Source organism: Xanthomonas sp. CPBF 426 (genome assembly GCF_903989465.1).
Classification (GTDB): domain Bacteria; phylum Pseudomonadota; class Gammaproteobacteria; order Xanthomonadales; family Xanthomonadaceae; genus Xanthomonas; species Xanthomonas euroxanthea.
Genome location: NZ_LR861805.1, coordinates 272481 through 298305, shown reverse-complemented (window position 1 = coordinate 298305; position 25825 = coordinate 272481). Strand labels below are relative to the sequence as shown.

The following is a 25825-nucleotide window of genomic DNA, read 5'->3' as shown; positions in this document are numbered from 1 at the left end:
GAGCGTCCGCCGGCAGCGCCGCTGCCGTAACGTATCGCAGCTAGGCGTTATACCTTGCCGCGACGGAACATCGAGATCACTGCCAGGATCAGGAACACCACGAACAGGATCCAGGCGATATTGGTCGCCGCACCGGCGATACCACTGAAGCCCAGCACGGCGGCGATGATGGCGATGACGAAAAAGATGATGGCGTAATGCAGCATGGCAAGGATTCCAGAAGTTGTCGTGCCGAATCGGCGCAGACGTATCCTGAACGCCTGACGGTCTTTATCGAGTGATGGCGATGTCGTTGGAAGATGAGGATCGCAGCCGTTGCAGTCCTTCCTCGATGCTGACCTGCGGAACATAGCCGAAATCACGGCGTGCCGGTTCCATGCTGTACCAGTGCGGCGTACACAGCTGTTCCACCAGAAAACGCGTCAACGGCACTTCACCAGGCAGACGCAACAGTGGCCACATGGTCTCGCAGATTGCACCGATTCTGTACGCGGTCTTGAACGATAGCGAACGCGTCACTGCCGGTGCATCCACTGCGGCCAGCAGGCGATTGAGCAACTCGCGCATCGGCAGGGGCTCGCCGTTGGAGATGAAGTACGCCTTGCCCGCACACGCGGCACCCGGAGCGAGATGCGCGAACGCATCGAAATGCGCCTGCGCGGCATTGTCGATGTAGGTGCTGTCCACCAGGTTGCTGCCGTCGCCGACCATGCGCAGGCGGCCGGCACGCGCACGCGCGGCCAGGCGCGGCAACAGATGATTGTCACCCGGGCCCCAGATCAGGCGCGGGCGCAAGGCCACCGTCGCCAGTTGCGCATCGTTGGCCGCCAGCACCGCGCGCTCGGCGATCGCCTTGGTTGCGGCATATGCAGCGCGCAGATCCTCGCCATACGGCACTTCGTCGGCGCCCAGGCCTTCCACCGGGTTGGTGGCGCGATGGGTCACGCTCGGTGTGGAGGTATAGATCAGGCGCGGCACACCGTTGGCCCGACACGCGTCGAGCACGTTCTGCGTGCCCACCACATTGGCCTGGTGATAGCTGTCGTAGCTGCCCCATGCACCGGCCTTGGCGGCATTGTGGAAGACCGCATCGATGCCGGCGAAGGCATGCCGCACCGCCTGCGGGTCGGCCAGGTCGCCACGGATCTGGCCCACGCCCAAGGTCTGCAACACCGGGTAATCACCGCGCTGGAAACTCACCACCTCGTGCCCACGCGCGCGCAGGCCGCGGCACAACGCCTGGCCAAGAAAGCCACCACCACCGGTTACCAGGATGCGCACGCATCACCTCCATCGCAAGGACGCACACGATAACGGGCGCGGCCGGGATTGGCGATGCGGCCAACCGCCTGCGCGATACGCATCGACAGCTCAGCCACGTTGCTGCGCCGCCCAGATCGCCAGCGTTTCGCGGCCGATCTTGGCGTTGTGGCGAATGTCCACCGGAAACCCGGAATGGCGCAGGAAACGCGTGATGCCTGCGGTGTGCGGATGCGCCGCGCCCAGCGCGCGCAAGGCGGTTTCCACTTGCGCAAACGCCGATGCCGCAACGCCTGGCTGCAACTCCACGCACAGCACTGGCTGCTGCTGTCCGGGCGCGCCGACGCCGACCAGGGCAGTGCGCCGCACCTGCGGGTGCACGTTGAAGACCGGCTCCACCTGCTCGGTGTAGAGCGGGCCGCTGGCCGTTTCCAAGCGGTGGGTCTTGCGCCCGCAGAACCACAAGCGCCCTTCGGCATCGAAATACCCCACATCGCCCATGCGATGCACGATGCGTTCGCTGCCATCCGCGTTGCGCTCACGGATCTTGGCAATCCGCGTGGCCGCGTCGCGGTTGAAGTAGGTGTCGGTGGTGGTGGGACCGGCGACGGTGATCTCGCCGACCTCGCCCACCGCCAGCACGCGCGCGCCGCTCCATTCGGGAATGGCTGCATCGTCGATGGCGATGATGCGTACCTCGTTGGGCGCGACGACCTGGCCGACACAGGTGCCGGCGCCGGCCTCGGTGGCCGCGCGGGTGGCATCCAGCGTGCGCCCTTCGATCGCCGCCACCGGCAGGCATTCGGTGGCGCCATACGGCGTCCAGAATTGCGCATCTGCCGGCAACAGCGTGCGGATCTTGGCCACCACATCCGGCGGCACCGGCGCGCCGGCCGAGGTGGCCAGGCGCACGTTGGGAAGCGGCTGCCCATAATCGGCCAGCACGCGCATCAATGCCGGCGAACCGAACAACTGCGTCACGCCGAAGCGGTCGATCGCATCGTGCAATTTGCGCGGATCGGCGGTGGCCGGGCGGGTCGGATCCATGTCCGGAATCACCGAGGTCAACCCCAGTGCCGGATCGAACAAGGCAAATGGCGGGAACGTCGGCAGATCCACGCCGCCGGGCTGCATGCCGAAGGCATTGCGCAGCAACTCGATCTGGCCGACGAAATGCCGGTGCCGGTACACCACGCCCTTGGGCACGCCGGTCGAGCCGCTGGTGAACAGGATGGCGGCCACATCGTCCGGCCCGGTGTTGGCCAGCTGGCTGCCGGCGCCGGCGCCATCGCGTTCCACGCGCGCCAATGTCACCCCGCCCCAGCCGTAACGGCCACCGACGCTGACGATCTGTTTGGCAGAGCGCGCCCACCGCAGCAGACGACGCGCCAGCTGCGCAAGCGGAATGCCGATAAACGCCTGCGGCTGCGCTTCGTCCAGGCACTGCTTGAGCGCGCGCTTGTCGATGCCCGGATCCACCAGCACCGGCACCGCGCCGGCCTTGAACAAGGCAAACATCAGCAGGAAGAATTCCGGCGACGGCCGCACCATCACCACCGCGCGCGCACCGTGTCCGATGCCGTGCAGCGCCAGCCCGGCGGCGATCGCATCGCTGCGCGCATCCAGCTCGGCATAGCTCAAGGTCACATCGTAGGCGGCAAAACCATTGGCGCCGCGGCGGCCCGGGCAACGGATGGCGATCTGGTCGGGGCGCTCGCGCGCGAGCTCCGGCAGGGTGGCGGCGATATTGCAAAGAGTGGTCATTGCCGCATTATCACCCATCCGCCGACGGTACCGGCCGCTTGCATCCGGCTCAACGTCGCAGATGCACGCGACGCTCGGCGACGGCACAACGATAGTTTTGCATGCAAGGCAACCAGGCCTTGGCAGCGCAAGTGAGCAGTAATCACTGCCACCTCCGCGCCTGCGTCTTTTATTTTCAGGCGCATTGCAACGTGGTCGAGTGCCTGCGAAAAGCGCGCGTCAGCGATTCCCCCGGTCGCTGGTGATCGTTCTACACGCGATCACTCTGGCGATGCCGACGCGGCAGGCGGTCGTCAGCACCCGATAGGCAACCTGCTCGCCCCCAGCGCGCACCGCTCCTCCGGCGCGCACGCGCATGAATCACTAACCTGCCGCCGCGATGCGCCACTTGTATCGCGCCGTGGTTCGGTCAGAATGCCGCGCTCTCCACGTTGTTTTGCCGCGCAAGGCCCGGCATTCCATGGCACATCCCTGCCTTACCTGCGGCGCCTGCTGCGCCTACTTCCGCGTCAGTTTCCACTGGAGCGAAGCCGACCCCGCATTGGGCGGCAGGGTGCCGATCGAGCTGACCGATGCGCTGCGCACGCACGAGCGGGTCATGCGCGGCACGTCGCAATCGCAGCCGCGCTGCATCGCGCTGGACGCAGACATCGGCCGCTACAGCCGCTGCAGCATCCATGATCGCCGGCCCTCCTCCTGCGCCGCCGTACCGGCCTCGCTGGAGTTCGGCCAGCGCAGCGCGCAATGCGACAAATCCCGGTTGGCGCACGGCCTGCATGCACTGACCGAAGCCGACTGGCTGGGCGTGGACGATGCCCAGCGCAATCCGCTGCCGCCGCTGTAGCGACTATCGCTGCGGGTGCATGCACGTCTGTTTACGGCGCGCGGCACCGCACGCGACGCGGCCGATGCCCGGCATCGGCCTGGCCACTGACCTACTCCAGCCCCGGCGCGTGCCCGCACCTACCTGCCGGGCGCCCGCGGCATCCTGGTGACCGGGTCAGAGCGGATTGCGCTCCAGGAACGCACGGATCGCCGGCACCAGCACTTCGTGCTTGTCTTCCAGCACGTAGTGATTGGCATCGTCGAACGCGGTGACTTCGGCGTTCGGCAATGCCTTGCGAAAGCCGGCCAGGAAGTGCTTGTCGAAGCAGATGTCGCGCAATCCCCAGGCGATAAACGCCGGCCGGTCGGCGAACGCGGGCAATGCCTGCGCCGAGCGCTCCAGCAGCGACCAGGCCTGGTCGGCCGGCGACAGCGGAATATCCTGCATGAAGCGAATGGTGGAGATGCGGTTGCGCCAATTGTTGTAGGGCGCCACATACGCACGGCGCACCTCGGCCGGCATCCGCCGCGACACGCCGAACCAGGACGCACCGGAGGAAAACGCATTGAACGTGCGGATGAACCACTCGCCCGGGCCCCAATGCCGGCCCATCGCGATCTGCCACGGCATCGGCTTTTCCGGCGGCAACGGGAACGCAGCGGTATTGGTGATCACCAGCCGCTTGACCTGCGCATGATGCGACAACGCCCAGCCGAACCCGATCATGCCGCCCCAGTCGTGTACCGCCAGCGTGACCGGGCCGGTGATGCCCAGATGCCGCAACAGCGTGTCCAGGTCGTCCACGCGCGACTGCAGCGTGTAGTCGTAACGTGGCTGCGCGTCGGGCGCATCGTCCGGCTTGTCGGACAGGCCCATGCCGATATGGTCCGGCACGATGCAGCGGTAACGGTCCGACAGGCCGCTCACCAGATTCCGCCACAGGTAGCTCCACGACGGATTGCCGTGCAGCATCACGACCACCTCGCCATCGCGCGGACCTTCGTCCAGATACGACATCGCAATACCGGGACGCACCTCAAGGCGCTGGGGAGTGAAGGGATAGCCGGGGTAGTTCATGCCAAACGCATCCGATTCGATTCGAGAGAGCGCACATGGCGCAAGCGTTGGCCTGCCGTGCGTAGAGATTGGACATCATAGTGGTCGCCACGCCGCGACATGCTCAACCCACTGCGCGCAAGACGGCTACCTGGATCAATTACAGGCTTCATCGCGCTTCCGTCGAAGGCATTGGATAAGGCGGTAGTTGATGACCATCGCCGGACAGAAGTTTCAGGAATGCAGGGTGCAGGAACAGTTTTTCCTTGCCCAGCCGCTGCTCTTGCAGCACACCGATGGTCACCAGTTCCTTTAGATGGCGTGCAGCGGTCTGCCGAGTCACGCCCATCACGTCCACGACATTCTGGATGCGGCAATAGGGCTGATTGAAGACCACTTCGACAAGTTCGCGGCTGTAGGCCTTGGGGGCGTGTTCGCGCACATGATCACGCGCCCGCGTCTCCAATCCTCGGATCGCCTGGATCTTCGCCGTCGTCCACGCAGCTGTCTCTGCAACGGCGGCAAGCATGTACTGAATCCACTCGGCCCAGCGACCGTACCGGGTGACATCCAGCAGCAGTCGATAGTAATCGCTGCGATGGCGAATGATGTAGCGCGACAAGTACAGGACGGGGACATCGAGCAGGCCTTGCTCGATCAGCATCAGCAGATTCAATACACGTCCGGTACGCCCGTTGCCATCGGTGAACGGGTGGATCGCTTCGAATTGATAGTGCGCGACCGCCATCCGGATCAATGGATCGATATCGGTGCATTCATGAATAAAACGCTCCCAATTGGCCAGCTTGTCGCGCAGCAATGTCTCGCCGACGGGCGGGGTATAGATGATCTGCTGGATCTGATCGTTGGCCAGCGCAGTCCCGGGCACGCGACGGATCTGCATTTGCACAGCTTTAATGCGGCTGCACACCACCACGGCGGTTTCTATACATAGCGGTCGCTGCTGCAGCGACTGGAACCCTTCGTAGAGCGCGCTACGGTAACGCAGGGCTTCCTTGGTCGCCGGATTCTGGGCGCGCTCCTGATCGTCTGCATAACGGAACAAGTCATCCGTGGTGGTGACGATGTTTTCGATCTCCGAACTCGCCTGTGCTTCCAGGATCGGGATCGTATTGATCAGCACTGCCGGATTTGGCAGCAATGCGGTGGCCTGCTTCAGCTCGGCCAACGCAGTGCGCGCCACGATGCAGGCCTTGAGCAAGGCGCGCGTTTCGATATCTCCCGCCGGAGGAAGCGGCGGGAGCGCGTTGTAGGGCTGCTCGGGATTAAACACCAGCGCGTCATCCATGCCTACACCGGTCATGTTGCAAGAGCGAACATGATGCAATGACGTGTACTAAAAATCCATTTTTCTTAACACGTCACATGTTGCAACTTACCAGACCACTTCCGCCATCGAGCAGTTCAGGCCAGAACCAATCCCCATCAACGCGATGCGGTCGCCCTTCTTCAAACGGCCGAGTTCCTTGAGCTTACTCAGCACAATCGGTACCGAAGCCGGGCCGATGTTGCCGTGTTCGCCGAAGATGGTCATGACCTTGGCCGGATCGATGCCGAACGACTTCACGAATGAAGCGGTGTGCGGGCGGCTGACCTGGTGGATGACGAACTGGTCCAGTTCGTCCACTGCCCAGCCCATCGCCTGCTTGGCGGCCAGGAAGGTCTTCTGTGCCAGCTTGATGCCTTCGATCAGCAACAGGCGGGTGTCGGTGACCATGCGGTCCAGGTTGCCGCGACACAGCTTGTTCCACTCGGTGGCCGACCGGGTCACGCCACCCTTGTAGCGCGGCGCGTCGGGCACCAGCTCGGTGCGCGCCATCACCATGGCCGCGGCGCCGCAACCCAGGGTCAACGCAGCGAGTTCATTGCGGAACTCTTCTTCGGTGACGTCGGGCGAGGTCATGCGCTCGAGGGTCTTCTCGTACACCAGGTTGGCGGTTTCACCGTCGACGACCAGCGCGTAGTCGATCTCGCCGCGCTCGAGCATGCGGGCGGCGATGTCCATGCCGTTGATGAAGGCGAGGCAGGCGTTGGCCACGTCGAAGGTGACGCAGTGATCGCCGACCCCGAGGTTGCCGGACACGATGGAGGCCGTGGACGGCTCCAGGTAGTCGCGGCTCACCGAGGTGTTGACCAGCAGGCCGATCTTCTCGATGCCGATGCCGGCGTCGAGCAGTGCCTTGCGTGCAGCCTGGGTGGCGGCGTCCGAGGCCTGGACATCCTGGTCCCACAAGCGCCGTGCATGGATACCCGCAACGTCGCCCAACACGTCGGTCCGAATCCCGAGGCGGTCGTAGGTCGGTTGCAGGCGCTCGTTGATTTCCTTGGAAGTCAGCGTGTGCGGCGCATCAATATGCGCCAGTCCCGCGATGGAGACATTCTGGAAGAGCATCGAAGTAGCGCCATGGCGTCAGGCGAGGGGGCGCTAGTCTAGCCGCTGGCTCGTTTTACCGCATCTTTACAATTGCAGCGGCCGCGCCCCAGCCCAACGGTTCAGCGCGGCGGGCAGCGGAAGGCATTGAAACGCTGGCTGCCATCGGCCGGCTGACCCTGCGCCTGGACCGTGTTGGCATTGGCGCCCGGCGCCTCGTTGCGTGCCAGCGTTTCCAGCTCTTCCTGCACCCGCAACGGGTTGCGGTTGTAGAAGCCAACCTTGCTCTTGACCGATACCACCACCTCGCCCTGCTGCTGACAGCCAGCTGGCACAGGGCCTGCGGGCAGCACCTGCACGTTTTTGCCGCTTTGTTCGATGGGCACCCAGGTGCAGGCCGCGGTGGTGGCGGCAACCAGAACAGACAGCATCAGCACGCGCATAAGTCGTAGACCCCTGAGGACGAAGCCGGATTGTGCCGCAGTTGCCGGCCGGCGATCGGGTTGCGCCGCATGGCTGCACGCCACTCGTTCAGCGCACTGAACATCGCCCCGATCGTCGTGTTTTCTCGATTCCAGCGGTGTCCGCCGCCCGCACACACGTCCGGGTGTCCGGACGCGGACACGGCCTCCGCGCGCAAATCCCTTGCAAAACAATGATCTGCCATTGGCACGTTGCTTGCTCCATGTCATGGGCAAGCAACGAAGCCAGTTGTCTCGACGACTGAAAATGACTGCAAGCTGAATAAATAAAATCGCGCTACGAAAGTCGTTGCGCTTACCGAAACGGTGTACTACCTTACTACCACACCACTGACCACCCACACCAAGAGACCTCGCCATGAAGACCCAGACCCTGCGCATCGCCCTCTCCGCCGCCCTGCTTGCCGGCACCACCCTGGCCGGTTTCGCCCAGGCCGGCAGCCTGACCACGCTGGACACCGTGCAGGTGCGCCCATCGGCCGACCAGCTTGCCCAGCAGACGCTGGAACGCACCAGCGCCATCCGCACCCTGGCCGCCGTGCAGGTGCGTCCGTCCGCCGATCAGCTGGCCGCCTTGGCCGCCGAACAGGCCGGCCCGCGCGTCGTCACCCTCGCTGCGGTGCAGGTGCGTCCGTCGGCCGACCAGCGCGCCGAACTGGTGACCCGCAGCACCGCTGCCACCGCGCAGAGCACCTCCGGCCAGGCTGCCGCTGCCATCGGCGCGCTGATGGGCCAGGTCATCGTCAACCTGCCGGTGCCGCAGCTGCAGCCGGCGCCGGTCGAACTGGAAGCGCTGGTCAACGCCGCCATCAGCCTTTGAGCATGCGCGCAGCTACACTGCGCGCATGTCAGCCCCCGTCCTCGATGTCATCCTGTTCCAACCGGAAATTCCGCCCAATACGGGCAATGTGATTCGCCTGTGCGCCAACACCGGCGCGCGCCTGCACCTGATCGAGCCGCTCGGCTTCGACCTCAGCGACAAGCAGCTCAAACGCGCCGGCCTGGACTATCACGAATACGCCACCCTGCAGGTGCATGCCGACCTGCCCACCGCCCTGGCAGCGATCGCGCCCAAGCGCGTGTTTGCACTGAGTACGCGCAGCACCGTGCGTTACGACGCACCGCAGTTTGCCGATGGGGATGCCTTCCTGTTCGGCCCGGAAACCCGCGGCCTGCCCGCCGACGTACTGGAGTCGATCCCGCCGCAGCACCGGCTGCGCCTGCCGATGCGCCCGGACAACCGCAGCCTCAATCTGTCCAACACCGTTGCGGTGATGGTGTTCGAAGCCTGGCGCCAGTGGGACTTCAGCGGCGGCAGATAGCCGCGGCGATGCGGACGGCTGCCTGGCGGGGAATCCGTCCGCCCGCTGCCGACGCGCTGCATGCCGCACACGGCGGTCCAGCGTCCGGCGCATGCTTCACGCGCATGACCGCCCCGGGCGTTGCGGTTTGCTTGCCGCTGCGGTGCCCGTGCCAACGCCTCACTGCATCACCCGGCATCGCTTGCTGCCTGCAGCATGCCACGGCAGCCTGCCCACAACGCCACCGCCAGCATGGCGATGCCGCCCAGCGCCAGAAACGCGATGCGATAGCCGAAGGCATGCGCCAGCCAGCCACCCAAGGCAGGGCTCAGCGCCGCGCCCACGCCCTGCACCGTCATCACCGCGCCCTGGCCGACATTGACGCGCCCGGTTCCCTGCAGCAATCGCGCCACCAGCGCAGGCACCACCACGGCCTGCAGGCCGGCGCCGAGTCCGTCGAGGATCTGCACCGGAAACACGCCCCAGCCCTGGATCAGCGACGCCGCCACCAGCGCACGCAGTGGCAAGGCCATGAAGGCCACCAGCAGCACCCACCAATGCCCGTGCACGCGGATCCAGCGCATCGCCAACAATGCCACCACCACCATCGTGGCCTGCGCGACCACGATGGTGGTGGCCGTCAGCGCGTTCGCATCGCCTGCATGCGCAGCCACGATGGCCATGCCGTAGAGCGGCAACATCGCCGCATTGCCCAGGTGGAACAACCCCAGGGTGATGGCCAGCAAGGCCAGCGGTCGGCAGGTCAACAACACCCGCCAGCCGCTGAGGCTGTCCGCGCCATCGGCCTGGCCCAGGCCGCGCGCGGCGCGGTGGTCGATGGCCGCAGACGGAATCAGCAGCACCGCCGCGATCGCCAGCACGCCGAAGGCGGCAGTGAGCACAAACACCGCCGCAAATCCGAAACGCCACCCCAGCCAGCCGGCCAGCACTGCGGCCAGCATGTTGCCGGCGTGGTTGGCGACCTGATTGCGCGCCAGTTGATGATCGAACCCGCGCGCGTGCACCAGGCCCAGGGTGATGCCGGTGAGCGCAGGGCCAATACCGGCTGCCGCCAACGCCGAAACGATCTGCGCGGTGACCACGCCGGAGGACGTCGGGTGCAGCCAGATCAGCGCCGTGGCCAGCAGGATCGCCAGGCAGCCAACCACCACCACGGCGCGCTTGCGCCGGGTGGTGTCGACCAGTGCACCGGCCGGGGTGGTGGCAAGCATGCCGGCGATGCCGCCCACACTCATCACCGTGCCGATCGCTGCCACCGACCAGCCCCTGGATTGCAGGAACACGCTGAGAAACGGCCCCAGCCCGTCCTGCACGTCGGCCACGCTGAAATGCAGCGCCTCCAGTGCGCGGCTGCCACGGGGACGCGGTGTGCTCATGCGCATCGGCGCTCTCCACGAAACGATGAAAGGCGACTGCGCGCGCTGGGCTGCATGGGCAACCCGATGCCGATCGCATCGCGCCAACGCGGCAGTCGCATTACGTGTTGCTAGTGCTTCGGCTTCGGCTTATGCGCACCCGGGCCATGCGGATGCTCGATCTGCTTCAGCGACGCGGCCTTGGTGCCCAGCGCATGCGCGTGGATCAGCACGCCGTGCGGGGTTGTCCTGGTATCGCCTTCGGCCACCAGCGTCTTGCCGACCACCAGTTGTTTGGCGAAGTCCGCACCGGCGTGCGGCGGAAACCGCACCGTGACCTCGTCGTCCAGCAACACGCCATGCACCTGCCCATGCGGGCCATGCAGCAAGCGCGCGATGGTGCCGCTGTGCTGGCTGAGCTGCGGCTTGGGCGGCTTGCCGGCGGGCGGTTTGGGCTTGGGCTTGGCGTGCGGCCCGTGCGGGCCGTCATCGACGATGCGTTTGCCGCCTTCCGGATCGATCGCCAGGGCCACCAGCATGTCCACATCGCGCGGCTTGAGGCCACGCACGGTCAAGGTGCTGCCGGGCTTGAGCGCCTTGAGCAAGGCGGCGGACAGATGCGGCGGCGTGTGCACCTCGGTGCCGTCGGTCAGCAGCAGGCCGTCGATATCGGCCTTGGGGTTGAGCAGAAAGCGCGCCAGCGTGCCGCGGGTTTCGGGGAGGAAATCAGGATCGACCCAATGCATGAAAGAACTCCAGAGAAGGAAGGACCGGCCACTGCCGGCAAGCCGCGCCCGCCGCCACGCATGACACGTGGCGGAAGGCGCATAAAGGAAAGCGCAACGGAGGTACGCGCCACCGCGTGGACGGCGACGCCGTGAATCAACGCGGCGCCGGAGCTGGCGCTGGCGGTGCGGACGGCGGAACAGGCGGCGCCGGTGGTGCGGGCGGCACCGGGCCGTCCGGGCGCGGTGGGCTGAACAACGCGCGCTGCGAGGCGCGATCGCGGCCCAGTTGCGTGGCTTCGATGGCGCGGCCGTTGGCGGTGGCCACCCCGAACCCGCTCACGCTCAACGGCGCGCCGGCCCGCAGCAGATCGCCGAACTGCAGCGCCAGGTGCGGCGGCATTCGCACCAGCGTGCCATCGCTGAGCAATGCACCATTGGTCTCGCCACCCGGGCCGTAGACCAGCCGCTCGATGCGGCCTTCCGCCTGCAACGGCGTCAAGGCGGCAGGTGCCGGGGGCGCTGGCGGCATGGCGGCGGTTGGTGGGCGATCGACCACCTCACGCCCTCCACGATTGGAACGGATGCTGCTGGCGCGCAGCACCGGCAGGCTGCCCAGGCGATAGCCCTGCACGCTCACCGTATCGCCACGGCGCACCGCTTCCTGCAATTGGCCGGACAGATGCGGCGCAAACGCCACCTGGGTGCCATCGCGCAACCACAGGCCATCGACCTCGCCGTTGGGATTGAGCATGAAACGCTCGACCGTGCCGGTGATGCGCACTGGCGTGGCGGCCAGCGGGGCAGGCGGTGCGGGCGGCAGCGGTGGTGCCGGCGGTGGCGTGCCGACCGGCGCACGCGGTGCCACCGGTGCAGCAGGCGGTGTGGGAGCCTGCGCGGCGGCGGTCGCCACGCTGCAGGCCAGCGCGAAAGCAAGTGCGGTCTGACGAATCATGCGATATCTCCAACGCGGCAGGGATGCCGCTCGCCCTGGAGATAAAGCAGCAATCGTGCCAACGTCGAATCCGTTGTTTTACAAGGGGTTTGCAGGTGCACGCTTACGGACAGGCGTCTGCGTTTCATACACCGCTGTCCGCTTTGCAGACACTTTGTAGCCAGGGCGTGCATTGACTCCGCAAGCCAAGAATGTGCTGGACACGCCCAACGGCGGCGCGCGCGTGCGGATGTCAGGGCTGGATTCACACGTGTGGTGCTGCACTTTCGGCTGCACCGTTTGACTGCTTGCTGGTGGAATGCCCTTGGCCAATGCTGCAAGTGGCAGCGGCGGCAAGCAACCAGCAACAGTGCACGCGGCAACAAGTGCGCGTGCTGCTGTCTTCCTGCGTCGTGACCAACGCGTCAGCCTGCACACATGGCGTTCGGCCTGATCGCCGCGACTACTGCAAGCCGTACTCATCGAGCTTGCGGTACAGCAGCTGGCGATGGATGCCGAGCCGGCGCGCGGCTTCGGCGCGGTTGCCGCTGCTGTGCGCCAGTGCGTCCTGGATCATCTGCTTCTCCAGCCGCGCCACTGCCTCGGGCAGGGTGCCTTGCAGCGGCGCGGCCGTCAGGGGTTGCTCGGCACTGTGATCGAGCGCGTCGTTCAGATCCGCGGCAACGATGCTGTGGCCGCGCACCAGCAGCTGGCTGCGTTGCATGACATTGCGCAGCTCGCGCACGTTGCCGGGCCATGGGTAGGCCAGCAGCCGCGCTTGCGCATCCGCCGACAACGCACGCGCCGCACCGTCGCCGGCACGCAGGAAATACTGCGCGAGCAGCACGATGTCCTGCCCGCGCTCGCGCAGCGGCGGCAGTTCGATCGGCACCACATTCAGGCGATAACGCAGATCGCTGCGGAACTGCCCTGCGGCCACCCACGCGGCCAGATCGCGGTGCGTGGCCGCCAGCACGCGCACATCCACCTTCTGCGCGCCGCGCCCGCCCAGCGGCGTCACCTCGCCTTCCTGCAGGAAGCGCAACAACTTGGCCTGCATCGGCAGCGGCATGTCGCCGATCTCGTCCAGAAACAAGGTGCCGCCATCGGCTTCGCGAATCAGGCCGATGCGGTCGCTGGTCGCCCCGGAAAAGGCGCCCTTGCGATGGCCGAACAATTCGCTTTCCATCAACTCCAACGGAATCGCCGCGCAATTGACCGCAACGAATGCCGACGCTGCGCGTGCGCTGGCGCGATGCAGGGCGCGCGCGACCAGTTCCTTGCCGGTACCGGTTTCGCCGGTGATCAACACCGGCAGATCGGAAGCCGCCGCCAGCCCGATGCGTTTATGCACGTTGCGCATGGCCGGGCTGTGGCCGACCAGGCCATCGTCGTCGGGTGGTTCGCTGGCTTCGGCATCGGTGTGTCCATCGGCGCGACTTGCCAATGCACGCTCCACCACCTCGACGATATCGGCACGCCCCACCGGTTTGACCAGATGATCGAATGCACCCAGCGTCATCGCCTCGATGGTGTTGCCGCTGGACGCGTACGCGGTGAGCATCACCAGCGGCACCTGGCGCGCGCGCGGATCGTCTGCACGCGCACGCAGCACCTGGATCCCGTCCATCTCGGGCATGCGGAAGTCCACGAACGCCAGCGCGATGCCGCCCTCGCGCAGGCGCATCAATCCATCGGCGCCGTTATCGACCGCGATCACCGTATGGCCGAGCGAGCGCAGCGTTGCCTGCAAGGTGGCCAGAAACGCCGCGTCGTCGTCGATGATCAGGATGCGCGCCATGGCAGTTCCAGGATGAAATGGGTCATGCCGTCGGCGTGTGCGTAACGCACCTGCCCGCCATGTGCGCGGGCAATCTCGCGCACCAGCGCAAGCCCCAGGCCATTGCCGTCGCTGCGGCCGCTGACGAACGGCTCGAACAGCTGCGCCGCGATGGTCTCGGCGATGGCCGCGCCACGATTGCTCACCTGTAGCTGCAGCAACCCATCGCTGGCGCTGGCCTCCAGTGTCACCGTGCTGCCGGCATCGGCGTGCTGCAGCGCGTTGCGCAGCAGATTGTGCACGGCGCGCCCGAGCTGCTGTGGGTCGAACGTCCACTGCAGCGGCGTGTCCGGGGCACGCAACCGGGGCGCAGGCGCGCCTGGTGGGCGCAAGGCCGGATCGAGCAAGGTCGCCAGCCACTCCTGCACCACCACCGTTTCCAGCTGCAGGCGGATCGGCTGCACCATGCCGAGCAGGCTTTCGACCACCCCGTCCAGGCGACGGATCTGCCCCAGCATCAGCTCGCCGTGTGCGGCATCGTCCGGCGTGCCCTGGCGCATGGCGATGTCGTTCTCCACCGCCAGGCGCATCGTGGCGATGGGGTTGCGAATCTCATGCGCCACCGTGGCCGTCAGGCGTCCAAGGGCGGCCAGCCGCTCGTGCCGTGCCAGCTCCTCGGCCAGCCGTCGTGTCTGCGCCAGGGCCTGCGCATTGCGCTGTGCGTAATCGCTCACCGCAGCGCCCAGCCGGTCCAGTTCGGGGGCACCGGTGACCGGAATCTGCGGAAGTTCGGTATCGGCGGCCAGCGCCTGCTGGATGCGCTGCAGGCGCTGGCTCCAGCGCCGCACCACCACGCCCAGCGCGATCGCCGACACCGCCACCATGGCGAAGATCAGCAACATGCCGATCACCAATGGCCGCCAGGCATCGGAGGTGCTCGCCGGCACCCGCGACATGGCCCATGCCGCAGTACCGGCGGCCAGCGGGCAGGCACTGATCAACACCACTTCACGGCTGCCGTCGCGACGAAACTCCACGGCCTTGTTGCCCACCGCACTCTGCCGTGCAGTGCTGACGATCGTGGTCCACTCGGCAGCCGGGATATCGGTCTTGTGATCGCTGCCGTCATAGGTGGGATAGGCGTAGGCAACGAATCCCTTGTCGAGATTCCACACCCCGCCCTCCACACCGGGCGCATCGGCCAGCACCAGTTGCACCACCACTGCAGCCAGCCCGGCGCCGTTGTCACCGCTGCGCGCCGCCTCGCTCGCGCCGGCGTAGCGCTGCACGATGCGCGTGCACTGCGCAGTCAACTGCTGGCGCGCCTCGTCCAGGCGCACGCCTTCGGTCTGTCGGTACAGGCCATACAGCATCGTGGCCACGCCCACGCAGGCAGCCAGGATCACCACCCAGATCAGCAGCAACTGGCGCAACAACGAACGTGGCATACGAGGGTCCGGTAAAGACGTGCAGTTTCAGAGCGCTGCCACTGTGTCAGCGCATGTTGGTCTTGACCAGATCGATCACTTCATCGCCGCGCCCGCTCATCACTGCCTTGAGCAGATACAGGCCCATGCCTTTGGCCTGTTCCAGCTTGATGGCCGGCGGCACTGCCAGTTCCTGCGTGGCGATGCGCACATCCACCAGCGCCGGGCCGGAATGCGCGAAGGCCTGCCGCAATGCGCGCTCCAGTTGCGCGGACTCATCGACGCGGATACCCAGGATGCCCATCGCATTGCTCATCGCAGCGAAGTCCGGATTACGCAGCTCGGTACCGGTATCCAGATAGCCGGCAGCCTTCATCTCCATCGCCACGAAGCCGAGCGAGGCATTGTTGAACACCACGATCTTCACCGGCAGGCGCAGCTGCGCCAGCGAGATGAAATCGCCCATCAGCATTGCAAAGCCGCCATCACCGGACAGCGCAATCACCTGACGGCCCGGATATGCCGACTGTGCACCCAGCGCCTGCGGCATCGCATTGGCCATCGAACCGTGGTTGAACGAACCCAGCAAGCGGCGCTGTCCGTTCATGCGCAGGTAGCGTGCGGCCCACACCGTCGGCGTGCCGACATCGCAGGTGAACACCGCATCCTGGTCGGCGATCTGGCTGATCATGCGCGCCACGAATTGCGGATGCAGCGGCTCGCCCGGATCGGCCGGCACCGCCAGATCGTCCAGCCCTTCGCGCGCCTTGCGATAGTGCGCCAGCGACTTGTCCAGGAAGTCGCGTTTTTCGCGCCGCTGCAGCTGCGGCAGCAAGGCGGCGATGGTTTCGCCGACATCTGCGGCAATGCCCAGCTGCAATGGCGTGCGCCGTCCCAGCGCGCCCGGGTCGCGATCCACCTGCACGATGGTCGCGTTCTTCGGGTAGAACTGCCGATACGGGAAGTCCGTACCCAGCATGATCAAGGTGTCGCAGTTGAGCATCGCGTGGTAGCCGGAGCTGAAACCGATCAGGCCGGTCATGCCGACGTCGAACGGGTTCTCCCACTCCACGTGTTCCTTGCCGCGCAAGGCATGCACGATCGGAGCGCCCAGGGTGTCGGCCAATGCCACCACCGCATCGTGCGCACCCGCGCAACCGCTGCCGCACAGCAGCGTGACCGCTTCGCTGTGCTGCAGCAGTTCGGCCAGCTGCTGCACATCTTCGGCGGCCGGCAGCACGCGCGGCTGGCGCAGTGGCGGCCAGGCCGTGGGGAGGTGCTTGTCCACTTCCAGCAGCGCGATATCGCCGGGGATCACCACCACTGCCACACCTTGCTGCAGGATGGCCGCACGCATCGCGCGGTGCAGCACTTCCGGGAGTTGCGCCGGGTTGGTTACCAACTCCACAAAGTGACTGCACTCGCGGAACAGTTCCTGCGGATGCGTCTCCTGAAAATAATTCAGCCCGATCTCGGACGAGGGAATATGCGCGGCAATCGCCAGCACCGGCTGGCGGCTGCGATGGCAATCGAACAGCCCGTTGATCAGGTGCAGGTTGCCCGGCCCGCAGCTCCCCGCACAGACCGCCAGCTTGCCGGTCACCGCCGCCTCGGCGCCGGCGGCAAACGCGGCCACCTCTTCATGGCGCACATGCATCCACTCGATCGTCTGCATCTCGCGCAGGGCATCGGTCAGGCCGTTGAGGCTGTCGCCGGTCAACCCCCAGATCCGCTCCACCCCCGCGCTCTGCAGCGTCTCGGCCAGAAACCGCGCCAACGTCTTTTTCTTCGCCACGATGCAGCTCCACGCTTGTTCGACAAGCCTGGCATGCTCCCAGCCACGGCGTCAGCACAATGTGCTTGCAGGCCGCAAACGCGGCAAACATCACTGAAAAACAGCTGCTTCTAGACATGCGCGTCACATCGACGCGAGGTAACCACCAATGCATCACGCTTTGTACGTGCGCTGCGCGCATTGCGTTTTGATGACAAGGAAGCGCAGCTGAACCGGGCGCGATGATTTACGCACCAGTCAGTTCAAAATTCAGGCCGCGTTCCATCGAATAACGGAGAATTTACATCTCGGCAGCGAACGGCATCCGCCTCAGCGCCGGCCCAAACCATAAGTACAGGTATCGATCATGAAGAATTCACTGCTGGCCCTCGGCCTTCTCGCAGCCCTGCCGTTTGCGGCCTCCGCTGCTGAAAACCTCTCCTACAACTTCGTCGAAGGCGACTATGTGCGCACCCCGACCGAAGGCCGCGATGCGGATGGTTGGGGCGTTAAGGCGTCCTACGCCGTCGCTCCGAACTTCCACGTGTTCGGCGATTACAGCAAGCAGAACGCTGACGACAACGACAACGTGTTCGAAAGCTCCAACTCCGACTTCCAGCAGTGGGGCGTCGGCGTGGGTTACAACCAGGAGATCGCCACCAGCACCGACTTCATTGCCCGCGTTGCCTACCGCAAGCTGGACCTGGACACCCCGAACATCAGCTTCGACGGTTACAGCGTTGAAGCCGGCCTGCGTAATGCCTTCGGCGAGCACTTCGAAGTCTACGCCCTGGCTGGCTACGAAGACTTCTCCAAGAAGCGCGGCATCGACATCGGCGACAACTTCTACGGCCGCCTCGGCGCCCAGGTCAAGTTGAACCAGAACTGGGGCATCAACGGCGACATCCGTATGGATGGCGACGGCAACAAGGAATGGTCGGTCGGCCCGCGCTTCAGCTGGTAAGCCGCACGTTTGACTGCAACGCGACTCTCTCTCCCGCGTTGCATTGGAAGCCCGGTCCCCCGACCGGGCTTCTTTCTTTTGGGCGATCGGTTGGCGATATGATGCGCATCGCTGCACGGCGGTGGTGGGTAATGCGGGTCCTGCAGGCGCATGGAACCTCGCGCTCAGGCAGTTGCTTTTTCCCGCCGGTCGTTGCGATCCGCATCAACAAAAAGCCCGGCATTGCCGGGCTTTTTGTTGATGTCCGTGCAATGCGCGCCAACGCGCCATGCCGCAATCAGGTGAACAAGGTCTGCGGGTATTCGGGCTTGCGCTCGCGTGCCAGCAATTCCTTCAAGCCTGCTTCCGGGGTGATCTCGCCATGCAGCACCGCACGCACGGCGTTGGAGATCGGCAGCTCGATGCCGTGATGCTCGGCCTGGCGCATGACTTCGTCGGCGGTCTGCACCGATTCCACCACCTGGCCGATCTCGCGGATGGCATCGCTCAGGCTCTGTCCGCGTCCCAGTGCCAATCCCAGCCGTCGGTTGCGCGACAGATCGCCGGTGCAGGTCAGCACCAGGTCGCCCAGGCCAGCCAGACCCATCAAGGTTTCCGGACGCGCACCGATCGCCGCCGCCAGCCGCAGCATCTCGTTCAAGCCGCGCGTGATCAGGCCGGCACGTGCGTTGAGGCCCAGCTGCATGCCATCGGCCACACCGGTGGCCACGGCCAGCACGTTCTTCATCGCGCCACCAAGCTCGGCACCCACCATGTCATCGCCGGTGTAGGCGCGGAAGGTGGGGCCATGCATGGCATCGGCCACGACCTGCGCAAACGCCGCATCGTCGCCGTGCACGGTGATGGCGGTCGGCAGGCCGAGCGTGACTTCCTTGGCGAAGGATGGCCCGGTCACCACGGCCAGCGGAACCCTGGAGCCGAGGATGTCGCGCGCCACTTCGTGCAGGAACCGCCCGGAGCCGGGCTCGAAGCCCTTGGTCGCCCACGCCACGCCGGCACCGGCCGGACGCAACGGTGCGATCAACCGGATCGTCTCGGTGAACGCATGCGAAGGCACCACGACCAGGATCCAGCCGGCATCGGCAATGGCCAGCTGCAGGTCGGTGGTCGCGCGCAGGCTGTCGGGCAAGGCAATGCCCGGCAGATAGCGTACGTTTTCATGACGGCGGTCGATGGCATCCACCATCGCCGCATCGCGTCCCCAGAGCACGGTCGGCTGACCGTGTCTGGCGAGCAGCGCGGCCAGGGCCGTGCCCCAGGAGCCGGCGCCGAGAACGGCGATCTTCTGTGTCGAATCGCTCATCGGCGCACGCAAGGCTTAGGCGTTGCCAGCCGGCTCGGAATCGGCCAGCGAGGTGCCTTCGCCCTGCGAACGCTGGCGCAGGGTTTCTGCATACAGCGCTTCGAAGTTGATCGGCTGCAGGTAGAACGGCGGGAAGCCGCCGGCCTGGATCAGATCGCTGACCAGCGTGCGCACGTACGGGAACAGGATGTTCGGGCACTGGGTGCCGAGCAGCACGTCGATCGCCTGCGGCTCCAGGCCGACCAGGCCGAACACGCCGGCCTGCTGCACTTCGGCCACATAGGCGGTCTTGCCACCGGCGGTGCAGGTCAGGGTCACGGCCAGCACGACTTCGAAGGCGTTGTCGTTGAGGCGCTGCACCTTCTGGTTGAGGTTCAGCTGCAGCTCGGGCTGGTTGGCGTCATTGAAGACGGCCGGCGCGTTCGGCGATTCGAAGGAAACGTCCTTGACGTAAATCTTCTCGATGGTGAAAGCGGGGCCAGCAGCGGCGTCGGCCGGCGCAACCGCGCCGTTGATGATTTCGTCGGACATTCCTAACTCCAGAAACGGTTCGGTGGATGCAGCATTGAATGATGCAGACGTGAAAGTGCAAGTCTCTCACGCCAGCAATGGGGACTTGCCCGGCGCCTCACAAGATGCGGTCAGGCGCGGCCCTTGACCAGCGGCAGCTCGGCGATCTGCCAGGCGGCCACGCCGCCCTCGAGCCAGTAGACCTGCTCGAAACCGGCTTTCTTCAGCGTCTTGGCCGCGCCCGCGGAGGCATTGCCGTTGCGGCACACCACCACCACCGGCGATGCCTTGGCGTTGGCGAGCAGCTTGCCGGCCGGGTCGAACTTGGCCAGCGCCACGTTGCGACTGCCGGCGATATGGCCTTTTTCGAAGTCGGCGGTGGGCGACAGGTCGATCACCAGCGCGTTCTCGCTGTTGATCAGGCGGGTCAGCTCGGCCGGCTTGAGTGCGCGGTACCCACGGAACAGGCGCGCGACCTCGGTGACGATCAGGGCGATGGTCAGGCCCACCAGGGCCAGCGACAACATGGGGTTGCGGCCGACAAAGGCCTGCAGCTCTTCGAAATTCACGGGGTCAGGGTCAGTCAAGCGGGCGGGAATTGTCGCACAGCTGGCGCGCGCGCCGGCCAGCGCCCTTGGCACGGGCTATTGGCCCTGCCACAGATCGGGCAGGCCGCTGGCCAGCCACCAGCGTTTGCGCTCGGCGTCCCAGCGCCACAGCTCGATGCTGCGCACCAGCCGTTCGGCCTGGGTATTGCGGTTGATCACCCGCAGCTCGACCTCGCGGCGCAGGTCGCCGTTGACGTCTTCGCCCACCCGCAGCTCGCGGTAGCCGGAGATCTGCACCTGCTCGTAGCGCGAGCGTTCCAGGTCGCTGAGCGGATGCGCCTGGGCATAGGTCGGTTCGACAAAGCCCTGCGCGGCATCGAAATCGCTCCAGCGCACGGCGGCCGTGTAGGCGGCCTGGGTGGTTTCCAGCGCGCGTGCCTGGGCACGGCTGCCGGCAGACACCACCCCGCTGACCATCGTCAGCCCGAGCAACAGCATTGTCCCGATCACTGCACGCATGCGCATTCCCCCAAGTCCAGCGCGCATCCTACCGTTTTGGAAACGCCACGAAGCGCCCGCTCAAGGTGGCCGCCGCCGCGCCGGAACCCAGCGCGATCTGCGCACGCATGCCGATGCGCGCCTTGCCGCGCTGCCGGAAGGTCGCCAGGAACGCCTCCCAGCTGCCGAGTTCGGACGGCTCGGCATTGGCCACCAGGTCTTCGTAGACCGGGGCGACATAGCGCAGCTGGCTGTCGGCCACGTAGACATCGGCGCTGTGCCCGGCCAGTTGCAGCTGCAGCGTCAGCCAGCCCCAGCTGGCCAGCGTCATCAACGACGCCAGGCTGCCGCCGAACGCATTGGCCTTGTCGTTGACGTTGGCCTGCAGCGGCGCACGCAAGCGCAACACGCCGTCATGCAGGCCGTCCACGGCAATGCCCATCGACAGGACCGGCGGCATGGCGATGAACTGTTGCTGCAGCGACTGCAGGGCGGATGCGAGCGTGCACGAAGGAGTCATCGGCAAAGGCTGGAAGACGGCGAAGGGCGGCATCATGCCGCAATGTTCCGCGAGCGTCTTGTGCACTGGAATGACATGCGGTACCGCATGGTGAAACACGTTCAGCGCCGTCTCGTTGCACGCCTTCGCTATCGCGCCGCTCAGGGCGCGAACACGACCTTGCGGTAGCCCTGCGCCACCCGCAGCAACGCGGTGGCCCTGGCCTTCCACTGCGCACTGCGCTGCTTCTGCGCCTGCGTCAACGGCGCATCGATGGTGCTGGTGAACACGATCTGCTCCGGAGCGGCGTGGAAGAACTTGTCCTGGATGCACGCTGCCGGCGACAGCTGATAGGTGGACAGTTGCTGTGCGACCGGCGATTCGTTCCAGCCGAACAGGAAGATGTCGGCCATGGTGTGCCAGCGCACATCGGCCGCCAGCAGCAGGCGCGCCGCCTCGCGGCTGAGGAGCAACGCCCCGGCGCAGACCGGCCAGCAGTGTTGATGGGGCGAGGGACGCACCAGGCGCAGCTGCCGCCCGCCGACTTCGGCGACCTTGGCGTCGAGCTTGATGCGGTTGTAGGACGGTTCCAGCCGCACGATGCTGTTGCCGCCCGGCAGCCACGCGCTGCTGCGCAGCAGCGCCGGCAGCGCGTCGGACAGATGCATGTCGTCTTCGAAGATCGCGGTGTAGGCGTCGTCGGAGTCGGCTGCGATGCGCCACGCGGCCTGATGGCTCAGGAAGCAGCCGATGTTGGAGGCGGTCCACTTGCGCGGGCCGGTGCTGAATGCGTCCCCGGAGCCTTCCAGCGGCCGCGCGCGTGCGAAGTCGGCAATCTGCGCAGGCGTCAGGGTGGCGCCATCGACCGCGGCAATCCGCTCGAACGGCAGGCCCAGCGCCTGGAACCGCGTCGCCATCGCCTGCAGGCGGTCACCGCTGCGCTGCATGTTGATGAGGTAGGACTTGATCACGGCGCCACTCCAGCTCGATCGTCGTGGCGGAGCGTGGGCGGAAGCGATCAGTGGCACAGACACGGGGACGAGGTTCTGGCCGCAGAAACGCAGGCATCCCGGCGGGCAGGCACGCAAGGCCGGACAACGCGCCAGGATCAACGCGTCGTCGGCACCACCGCAACGCGCGACAGCTGCCCCGATACCTCATTGCTCTCGCATAATCACTGGATGACATCTCCCGCCCCCGCTGCCGACGCCTGGACCTTGATCTCGCTGCGGCCCAGCGGTGAGCACGCCCCACTGCGCCGCGCCGCCGCGCGGCACGGCGGACGGTTGCTGGCACTGTCGCCGTGGCGGCTGCAGACCAACCACACCCCACAGGCACTGGCCGCATTGCGGCAAGCCTTGCACGCGCCGATCGCGGTGTTCACCAGCCCGGCCGCGGTGCATGCGGCGCATCGCCTGGCGCCGCTGCAACGGCCGGCGCAGGCGCACTGGGTCAGCGTGGGCGATGGCACCGCGCGCGCGCTGCAGGCCTGCGGCATCGACCCGGTGATACGTCCGACGCGCATGGACAGCGAGGGCCTGCTCGCGTTGCCGTTGTTCCGGCAACCGCTGCAGGCCGTCGGGCTGATCACCGCCCCCGGGGGGCGCGGCATGCTGGCGCCGGCCCTGGAGCAGCGTGGCGCCCGCATCCTGCGCGCCGATGTCTATCAACGCGTGGCGCTGCGCCTGCGCGCCTCGTCAGTGCAGGCGCTGGCCGATGCGCTGCCGGGATGTGTCTTGACGCTGAGCAGTGCCGAGGCGCTGACGTTGGTGCTGCAGCAATTGCCCGCATCGCTGATCGACGCGCTGCGGCAACGCCCGGTGGTAGCGTCCAGCGAACGCATGCGGGAATCCGCACACGCCGCCGGCTTCCATCAGGTGGTGCGCGCCGCAGGGCCCTTGCCCGAGCAGTTGGCTGCGGCTGCCGCCGCGATCGTGACACCATCGCGACCTTGCTGAACTTCGAACGCGAGCACGGCTTGCGGGTGTCTGCCGCTGCACGCCATGCTGTGGCAGATGATGGCGGCACCTGCACCCGTCGTGACCGCGCGAGGATGGACGAATGACCGAACTGCCCGCTTCCACGCGACGCTTTCCCCTGGCATGGCTGCTGCTCGTCCTCGCGCTGGCCGCCGTGGGCGTGGCGCTGTTGTTCGGTTGGCGCGCGTGGCGGGACTACCAAGGCACGCAGCTGCAGGCCGCCCAGGCGCAGCAACAGCGCTGGGATGGCGCACAGCAGATGCTGGAGATGCTGCGCCGTGACCAACGCCTGGCCAACGAGCGCCTGGCGGATGCGGCAGCCACCAACCGCGTGCTGCGCGACGAGATGCTTGGCCTGAGCCAGCGCAGCGCCCTGCTCGAGGAAACCGTGCAAAAGCTCGCCGATCCCAACCGCCATGGTGCACAGGCGCTGCGGCTGGATGAGGTGGAGCTGCTGCTGCGGCTTGGCCAGCAGCGGCTGAGCATCGCCGGCGATGCCGATGGCGCGCGCCGTGCCTATGCGCTGGCCAATGCCGCACTCAATGGCGTCGACGATCCCGGCTATCTCAATCTGCGCCAGGCGCTGGTGCAGGAACGCGACGCACTGGATCGCCTGGGCGCCGGCCCGCAGGCGCAGGCTGGTCACACCCTGGATCAGTTGGCCGGTGAGCTGCAGCGCCTGCCCGAACAGACCGCCACCGACAGCGAGGCCGCGCGACCGTGGTGGCAGAAAGCACTCGCGCCGCTGGTGGACATCCGTCCCAGCCGTGGCGATGCGCTGCTGACCACCGGCGCCGACCGCCACGCCGCGCGCGACGCCCTGCAGATCGAAGTCAGCCTGGCCCGCGCCGCGGCCGAGCGCGGCGATGCCGCCGGTTTTGCGCAATCGCTGCGGCGCGTGGATACCTGGGCCACCCGGCTGTGGCCGGATTCGCCACAACGTCGCCAGGCGCGTACGCGCCTGCGCGCACTGCAACAAGCGCCACTGCGTCCGCACCTGCCGGAACTGGGCACCACCCTGCTGCAACTGCAGGCCATGCGTGAAGGGAGATCCACCCAATGAAAGTGTTGCGTACCGTCTTGATCCTGTTGGTTGCCGTGGCGCTGGGCGTGCTCGGTGCGCAATGGCTCTCGCATCAGACCAGTTATGACCTGGGCAACGTGGTGGTGAGCGTCGGCGGCAACGACTATCGCGCCGCCATGCCGCAGGCGTTGCTGATCCTGGTCATTGCGCTGCTGGTGCTATGGCTGGTGTGGACGCTGGTCAGCCTGCCGTTCCGGGTCTGGGGCAAGTATCGCCGCAAGAAAGGCCGCGCCCGCCTGATCGAAGGCCTGCGCGCAGCCGATCATGGCCAGTGGCAGCGTGCCGAGCGCCTGCTCGTCAACGCCAGCGAGGATGCCGACGTCAGCGGCATCGCCCTGGCCAGTGCAGTGCGCGTTGCCGATGCCCGCGGCGATGAGGTGGCGGCCAATGCACTGGCCCAGCAATTGGCCGAGCGCGACCCCACTGCGCATGCGCTACTGCAGGGCGAGCGGCATCTGGCGCGGCAACGCCCGGTCGAGGCGATCAACGCGCTCGATCATGCCAGCGCGCAGCCACTGCCGGCGCGCGGCCTGCTGCTGCGCACGCACGCCCTGGCGCAGATCGGCCGTGCCGACGAGGCCTACGGTCAGCTCGGCGCATTGCGTCAGCAGGCGGTGCTGGCACCGGAAGCCTACAGCGCACTGGAAGCCACGCTGGCCGAGCAGACGCTGTTGCAGGCCGGCGATGCCAATGCGCTGGCCGAACGCTGGGAAGCGCTGCCCAAACCGTTGCGCACCTATCCCGCGGTGGTGGGCGCCTACGCACAGCGCGCGGCGGTGCTGCACTGGGACGATGCGGCGGTGCATAGCCTGGAACAGGCGCTGGACGCGCAGTGGGACGAATCGCTGGTGCGTCTGTACGGCGTGCTGCCATTGGAAAAATACGATTCACGCCGCGCCAGTGCACAGCGTTGGCTGACCCAGTACCCGGACAGCCCTGGCCTGTTGCTGACTCTGGCGCGTCTGGCACGCCACCAGCAGCAGTGGTCGCAGGCTGAAGAGTTCCTGCATCGCGCGGTCGCCAATGGCGCGGGCAGCGAGGCCTGGGAAGAACTCGGCCACGGCTTTGCCGCCGCGGGCGACCTGCTGTCCGCGCAGCACTGCTACGCCAATGCCCTGCGCGCCGCACGCGGCGAGCCGGTGCACGAGGGCCTGCCGCAGCAGTCGCTGCGCGGGCCGATCGTATCGGCATACCCAACGCCGCCGGCCGACCCGCTCGCACCGGACGATCGCCTGCCTTGATCGCTGGGGTCTGATCGCTGCGGCAACGCTGCGCGGACAAAGCAAAGCCCCGGCCTGTCCGGGGCTTTTGCTTTGTCCGCGTCTGCACGCGAGAACCGCTAC

General features: G+C 66.5%; 26 protein-coding genes. 7 read left to right on the top strand and 19 right to left on the bottom strand.

Annotated features, from left to right (window positions below):
- Nucleotides 1-47: 47 nt before the first annotated feature.
- From H7A87_RS01235 to oleC, 3 genes are all read right to left on the bottom strand, one after another.
- Nucleotides 48-206 carry a DUF1328 domain-containing protein gene (locus H7A87_RS01235; RefSeq protein WP_003468167.1) on the bottom strand — a complete coding sequence of 53 codons (159 nt, stop codon included), beginning with the start codon at nt 204-206 and terminating at the stop codon, nt 48-50.
- Between the two features lie 64 nt (nt 207-270).
- Nucleotides 271-1281, bottom strand: a complete 1011-nt coding sequence (oleD, locus tag H7A87_RS01230; RefSeq protein WP_104649615.1) for a 2-alkyl-3-oxoalkanoate reductase — start codon at nt 1279-1281, stop codon at nt 271-273.
- Nucleotides 1282-1371: 90 nt separating this feature from the next.
- Nucleotides 1372-3024 (bottom strand): olefin beta-lactone synthetase, encoded by a 1653-nt coding sequence (oleC, locus tag H7A87_RS01225; RefSeq protein WP_119129289.1) that lies wholly within the window; start codon nt 3022-3024, stop codon nt 1372-1374.
- 460 nt (nt 3025-3484) lie between these two features.
- On the opposite strand from oleC, the gene H7A87_RS01220 reads away from it, so the two are divergent.
- Nucleotides 3485-3868, top strand: a complete 384-nt coding sequence (locus tag H7A87_RS01220; protein WP_104585398.1) for a YkgJ family cysteine cluster protein — start codon at nt 3485-3487, stop codon at nt 3866-3868.
- Between the two features lie 156 nt (nt 3869-4024).
- Here H7A87_RS01220 and H7A87_RS01215 read toward each other — a convergent pair whose 3' ends face one another.
- From H7A87_RS01215 to H7A87_RS01200, 4 genes are all read right to left on the bottom strand, one after another.
- On the bottom strand, nt 4025-4927 hold the full coding sequence (locus tag H7A87_RS01215; protein WP_104649617.1) for an alpha/beta fold hydrolase: 903 nt from the start codon (nt 4925-4927) through the stop codon (nt 4025-4027).
- A gap of 148 nt (nt 4928-5075) precedes the next feature.
- Entirely contained in the window at nt 5076-6215 is a 1140-nt protein-coding gene (locus H7A87_RS01210; RefSeq protein ID WP_180496850.1) for a Fic family protein, read from the bottom strand.
- Between the two features lie 87 nt (nt 6216-6302).
- Complete coding sequence (locus tag H7A87_RS01205; RefSeq protein WP_016903994.1) at nt 6303-7319, bottom strand: 3-oxoacyl-ACP synthase III; 1017 nt, start codon at nt 7317-7319, stop codon at nt 6303-6305.
- A 101-nt stretch (nt 7320-7420) separates the two neighbouring features.
- Complete coding sequence (locus H7A87_RS01200; RefSeq protein ID WP_104649618.1) at nt 7421-7741, bottom strand: DUF4156 domain-containing protein; 321 nt, start codon at nt 7739-7741, stop codon at nt 7421-7423.
- Between the two features lie 397 nt (nt 7742-8138).
- On the opposite strand from H7A87_RS01200, the gene H7A87_RS01195 reads away from it, so the two are divergent.
- Nucleotides 8139-8600 (top strand): hypothetical protein, encoded by a 462-nt coding sequence (locus H7A87_RS01195; protein WP_119129287.1) that lies wholly within the window; start codon nt 8139-8141, stop codon nt 8598-8600.
- Between the two features lie 25 nt (nt 8601-8625).
- Nucleotides 8626-9102: a tRNA (cytidine(34)-2'-O)-methyltransferase gene (locus H7A87_RS01190; protein WP_104585404.1), complete on the top strand. Its 477-nt coding sequence runs from the start codon at nt 8626-8628 to the stop codon at nt 9100-9102.
- A 167-nt stretch (nt 9103-9269) separates the two neighbouring features.
- On the opposite strand, the gene H7A87_RS01185 is transcribed toward H7A87_RS01190, so the two are convergent.
- The 6 genes from H7A87_RS01185 to poxB all read right to left on the bottom strand — a co-directional run bounded on the left by H7A87_RS01185 (nt 9270) and on the right by poxB (nt 17100).
- On the bottom strand, nt 9270-10484 hold the full coding sequence (locus tag H7A87_RS01185) for an MFS transporter (protein WP_119129286.1): 1215 nt from the start codon (nt 10482-10484) through the stop codon (nt 9270-9272).
- A gap of 104 nt (nt 10485-10588) precedes the next feature.
- Entirely contained in the window at nt 10589-11203 is a 615-nt protein-coding gene (locus H7A87_RS01180) for a hypothetical protein (protein WP_104649621.1), read from the bottom strand.
- 136 nt (nt 11204-11339) lie between these two features.
- Nucleotides 11340-12137, bottom strand: a complete 798-nt coding sequence (locus H7A87_RS01175; protein ID WP_119129285.1) for a hypothetical protein — start codon at nt 12135-12137, stop codon at nt 11340-11342.
- Nucleotides 12138-12579: 442 nt separating this feature from the next.
- Nucleotides 12580-13917, bottom strand: coding sequence for a sigma-54 dependent transcriptional regulator (locus H7A87_RS01170; RefSeq protein WP_119129284.1), 1338 nt, complete (start codon nt 13915-13917; stop codon nt 12580-12582).
- The gene (locus H7A87_RS01165; RefSeq protein ID WP_119129283.1) at nt 13902-15344 is read right to left on the bottom strand and encodes an ATP-binding protein; all 1443 of its coding nucleotides are present in this window, start codon (nt 15342-15344) and stop codon (nt 13902-13904) included. The genes H7A87_RS01170 and H7A87_RS01165 overlap by 16 nt, the downstream gene beginning before the upstream one ends.
- A gap of 46 nt (nt 15345-15390) precedes the next feature.
- Nucleotides 15391-17100, bottom strand: coding sequence for a ubiquinone-dependent pyruvate dehydrogenase (gene poxB / locus H7A87_RS01160; protein ID WP_180496977.1), 1710 nt, complete (start codon nt 17098-17100; stop codon nt 15391-15393).
- Nucleotides 17101-17464: 364 nt separating this feature from the next.
- On the opposite strand from poxB, the gene H7A87_RS01155 reads away from it, so the two are divergent.
- Nucleotides 17465-18061, top strand: a complete 597-nt coding sequence (locus H7A87_RS01155) for a diffusible signal factor-reguated Ax21 faimly virulence factor (protein ID WP_104585418.1) — start codon at nt 17465-17467, stop codon at nt 18059-18061.
- 277 nt (nt 18062-18338) lie between these two features.
- Here H7A87_RS01155 and H7A87_RS01150 read toward each other — a convergent pair whose 3' ends face one another.
- The 6 genes from H7A87_RS01150 to H7A87_RS01125 all read right to left on the bottom strand — a co-directional run bounded on the left by H7A87_RS01150 (nt 18339) and on the right by H7A87_RS01125 (nt 22390).
- Nucleotides 18339-19364 (bottom strand): NAD(P)H-dependent glycerol-3-phosphate dehydrogenase, encoded by a 1026-nt coding sequence (locus tag H7A87_RS01150; protein ID WP_119129456.1) that lies wholly within the window; start codon nt 19362-19364, stop codon nt 18339-18341.
- A 15-nt stretch (nt 19365-19379) separates the two neighbouring features.
- Nucleotides 19380-19895, bottom strand: coding sequence for a protein-export chaperone SecB (gene secB / locus H7A87_RS01145; protein WP_006451124.1), 516 nt, complete (start codon nt 19893-19895; stop codon nt 19380-19382).
- Nucleotides 19896-20005: 110 nt separating this feature from the next.
- Nucleotides 20006-20443: a rhodanese-like domain-containing protein gene (locus tag H7A87_RS01140; RefSeq protein ID WP_104585420.1), complete on the bottom strand. Its 438-nt coding sequence runs from the start codon at nt 20441-20443 to the stop codon at nt 20006-20008.
- A 75-nt stretch (nt 20444-20518) separates the two neighbouring features.
- Nucleotides 20519-20941, bottom strand: a complete 423-nt coding sequence (locus tag H7A87_RS01135) for a hypothetical protein (protein ID WP_119129455.1) — start codon at nt 20939-20941, stop codon at nt 20519-20521.
- A 28-nt stretch (nt 20942-20969) separates the two neighbouring features.
- The gene (locus tag H7A87_RS01130) at nt 20970-21440 is read right to left on the bottom strand and encodes a YiiD C-terminal domain-containing protein (protein WP_119129454.1); all 471 of its coding nucleotides are present in this window, start codon (nt 21438-21440) and stop codon (nt 20970-20972) included.
- 140 nt (nt 21441-21580) lie between these two features.
- On the bottom strand, nt 21581-22390 hold the full coding sequence (locus tag H7A87_RS01125; RefSeq protein WP_104585424.1) for a glycosyltransferase family 25 protein: 810 nt from the start codon (nt 22388-22390) through the stop codon (nt 21581-21583).
- A gap of 210 nt (nt 22391-22600) precedes the next feature.
- On the opposite strand from H7A87_RS01125, the gene H7A87_RS01120 reads away from it, so the two are divergent.
- The 3 genes from H7A87_RS01120 (at nt 22601) to H7A87_RS01110 (ending at nt 25723) form a co-directional block, all read left to right on the top strand.
- Nucleotides 22601-23377, top strand: a complete 777-nt coding sequence (locus H7A87_RS01120; protein WP_232087902.1) for a uroporphyrinogen-III synthase — start codon at nt 22601-22603, stop codon at nt 23375-23377.
- Between the two features lie 103 nt (nt 23378-23480).
- Nucleotides 23481-24461: a uroporphyrinogen-III C-methyltransferase gene (locus H7A87_RS01115; protein WP_119129280.1), complete on the top strand. Its 981-nt coding sequence runs from the start codon at nt 23481-23483 to the stop codon at nt 24459-24461.
- A complete protein-coding gene (locus H7A87_RS01110; RefSeq protein WP_119129279.1) occupies nt 24458-25723 on the top strand; it encodes a heme biosynthesis HemY N-terminal domain-containing protein in 1266 nt (421 codons plus the stop codon). The genes H7A87_RS01115 and H7A87_RS01110 overlap by 4 nt, the downstream gene beginning before the upstream one ends.
- Nucleotides 25724-25825: the final 102 nt, after the last annotated feature.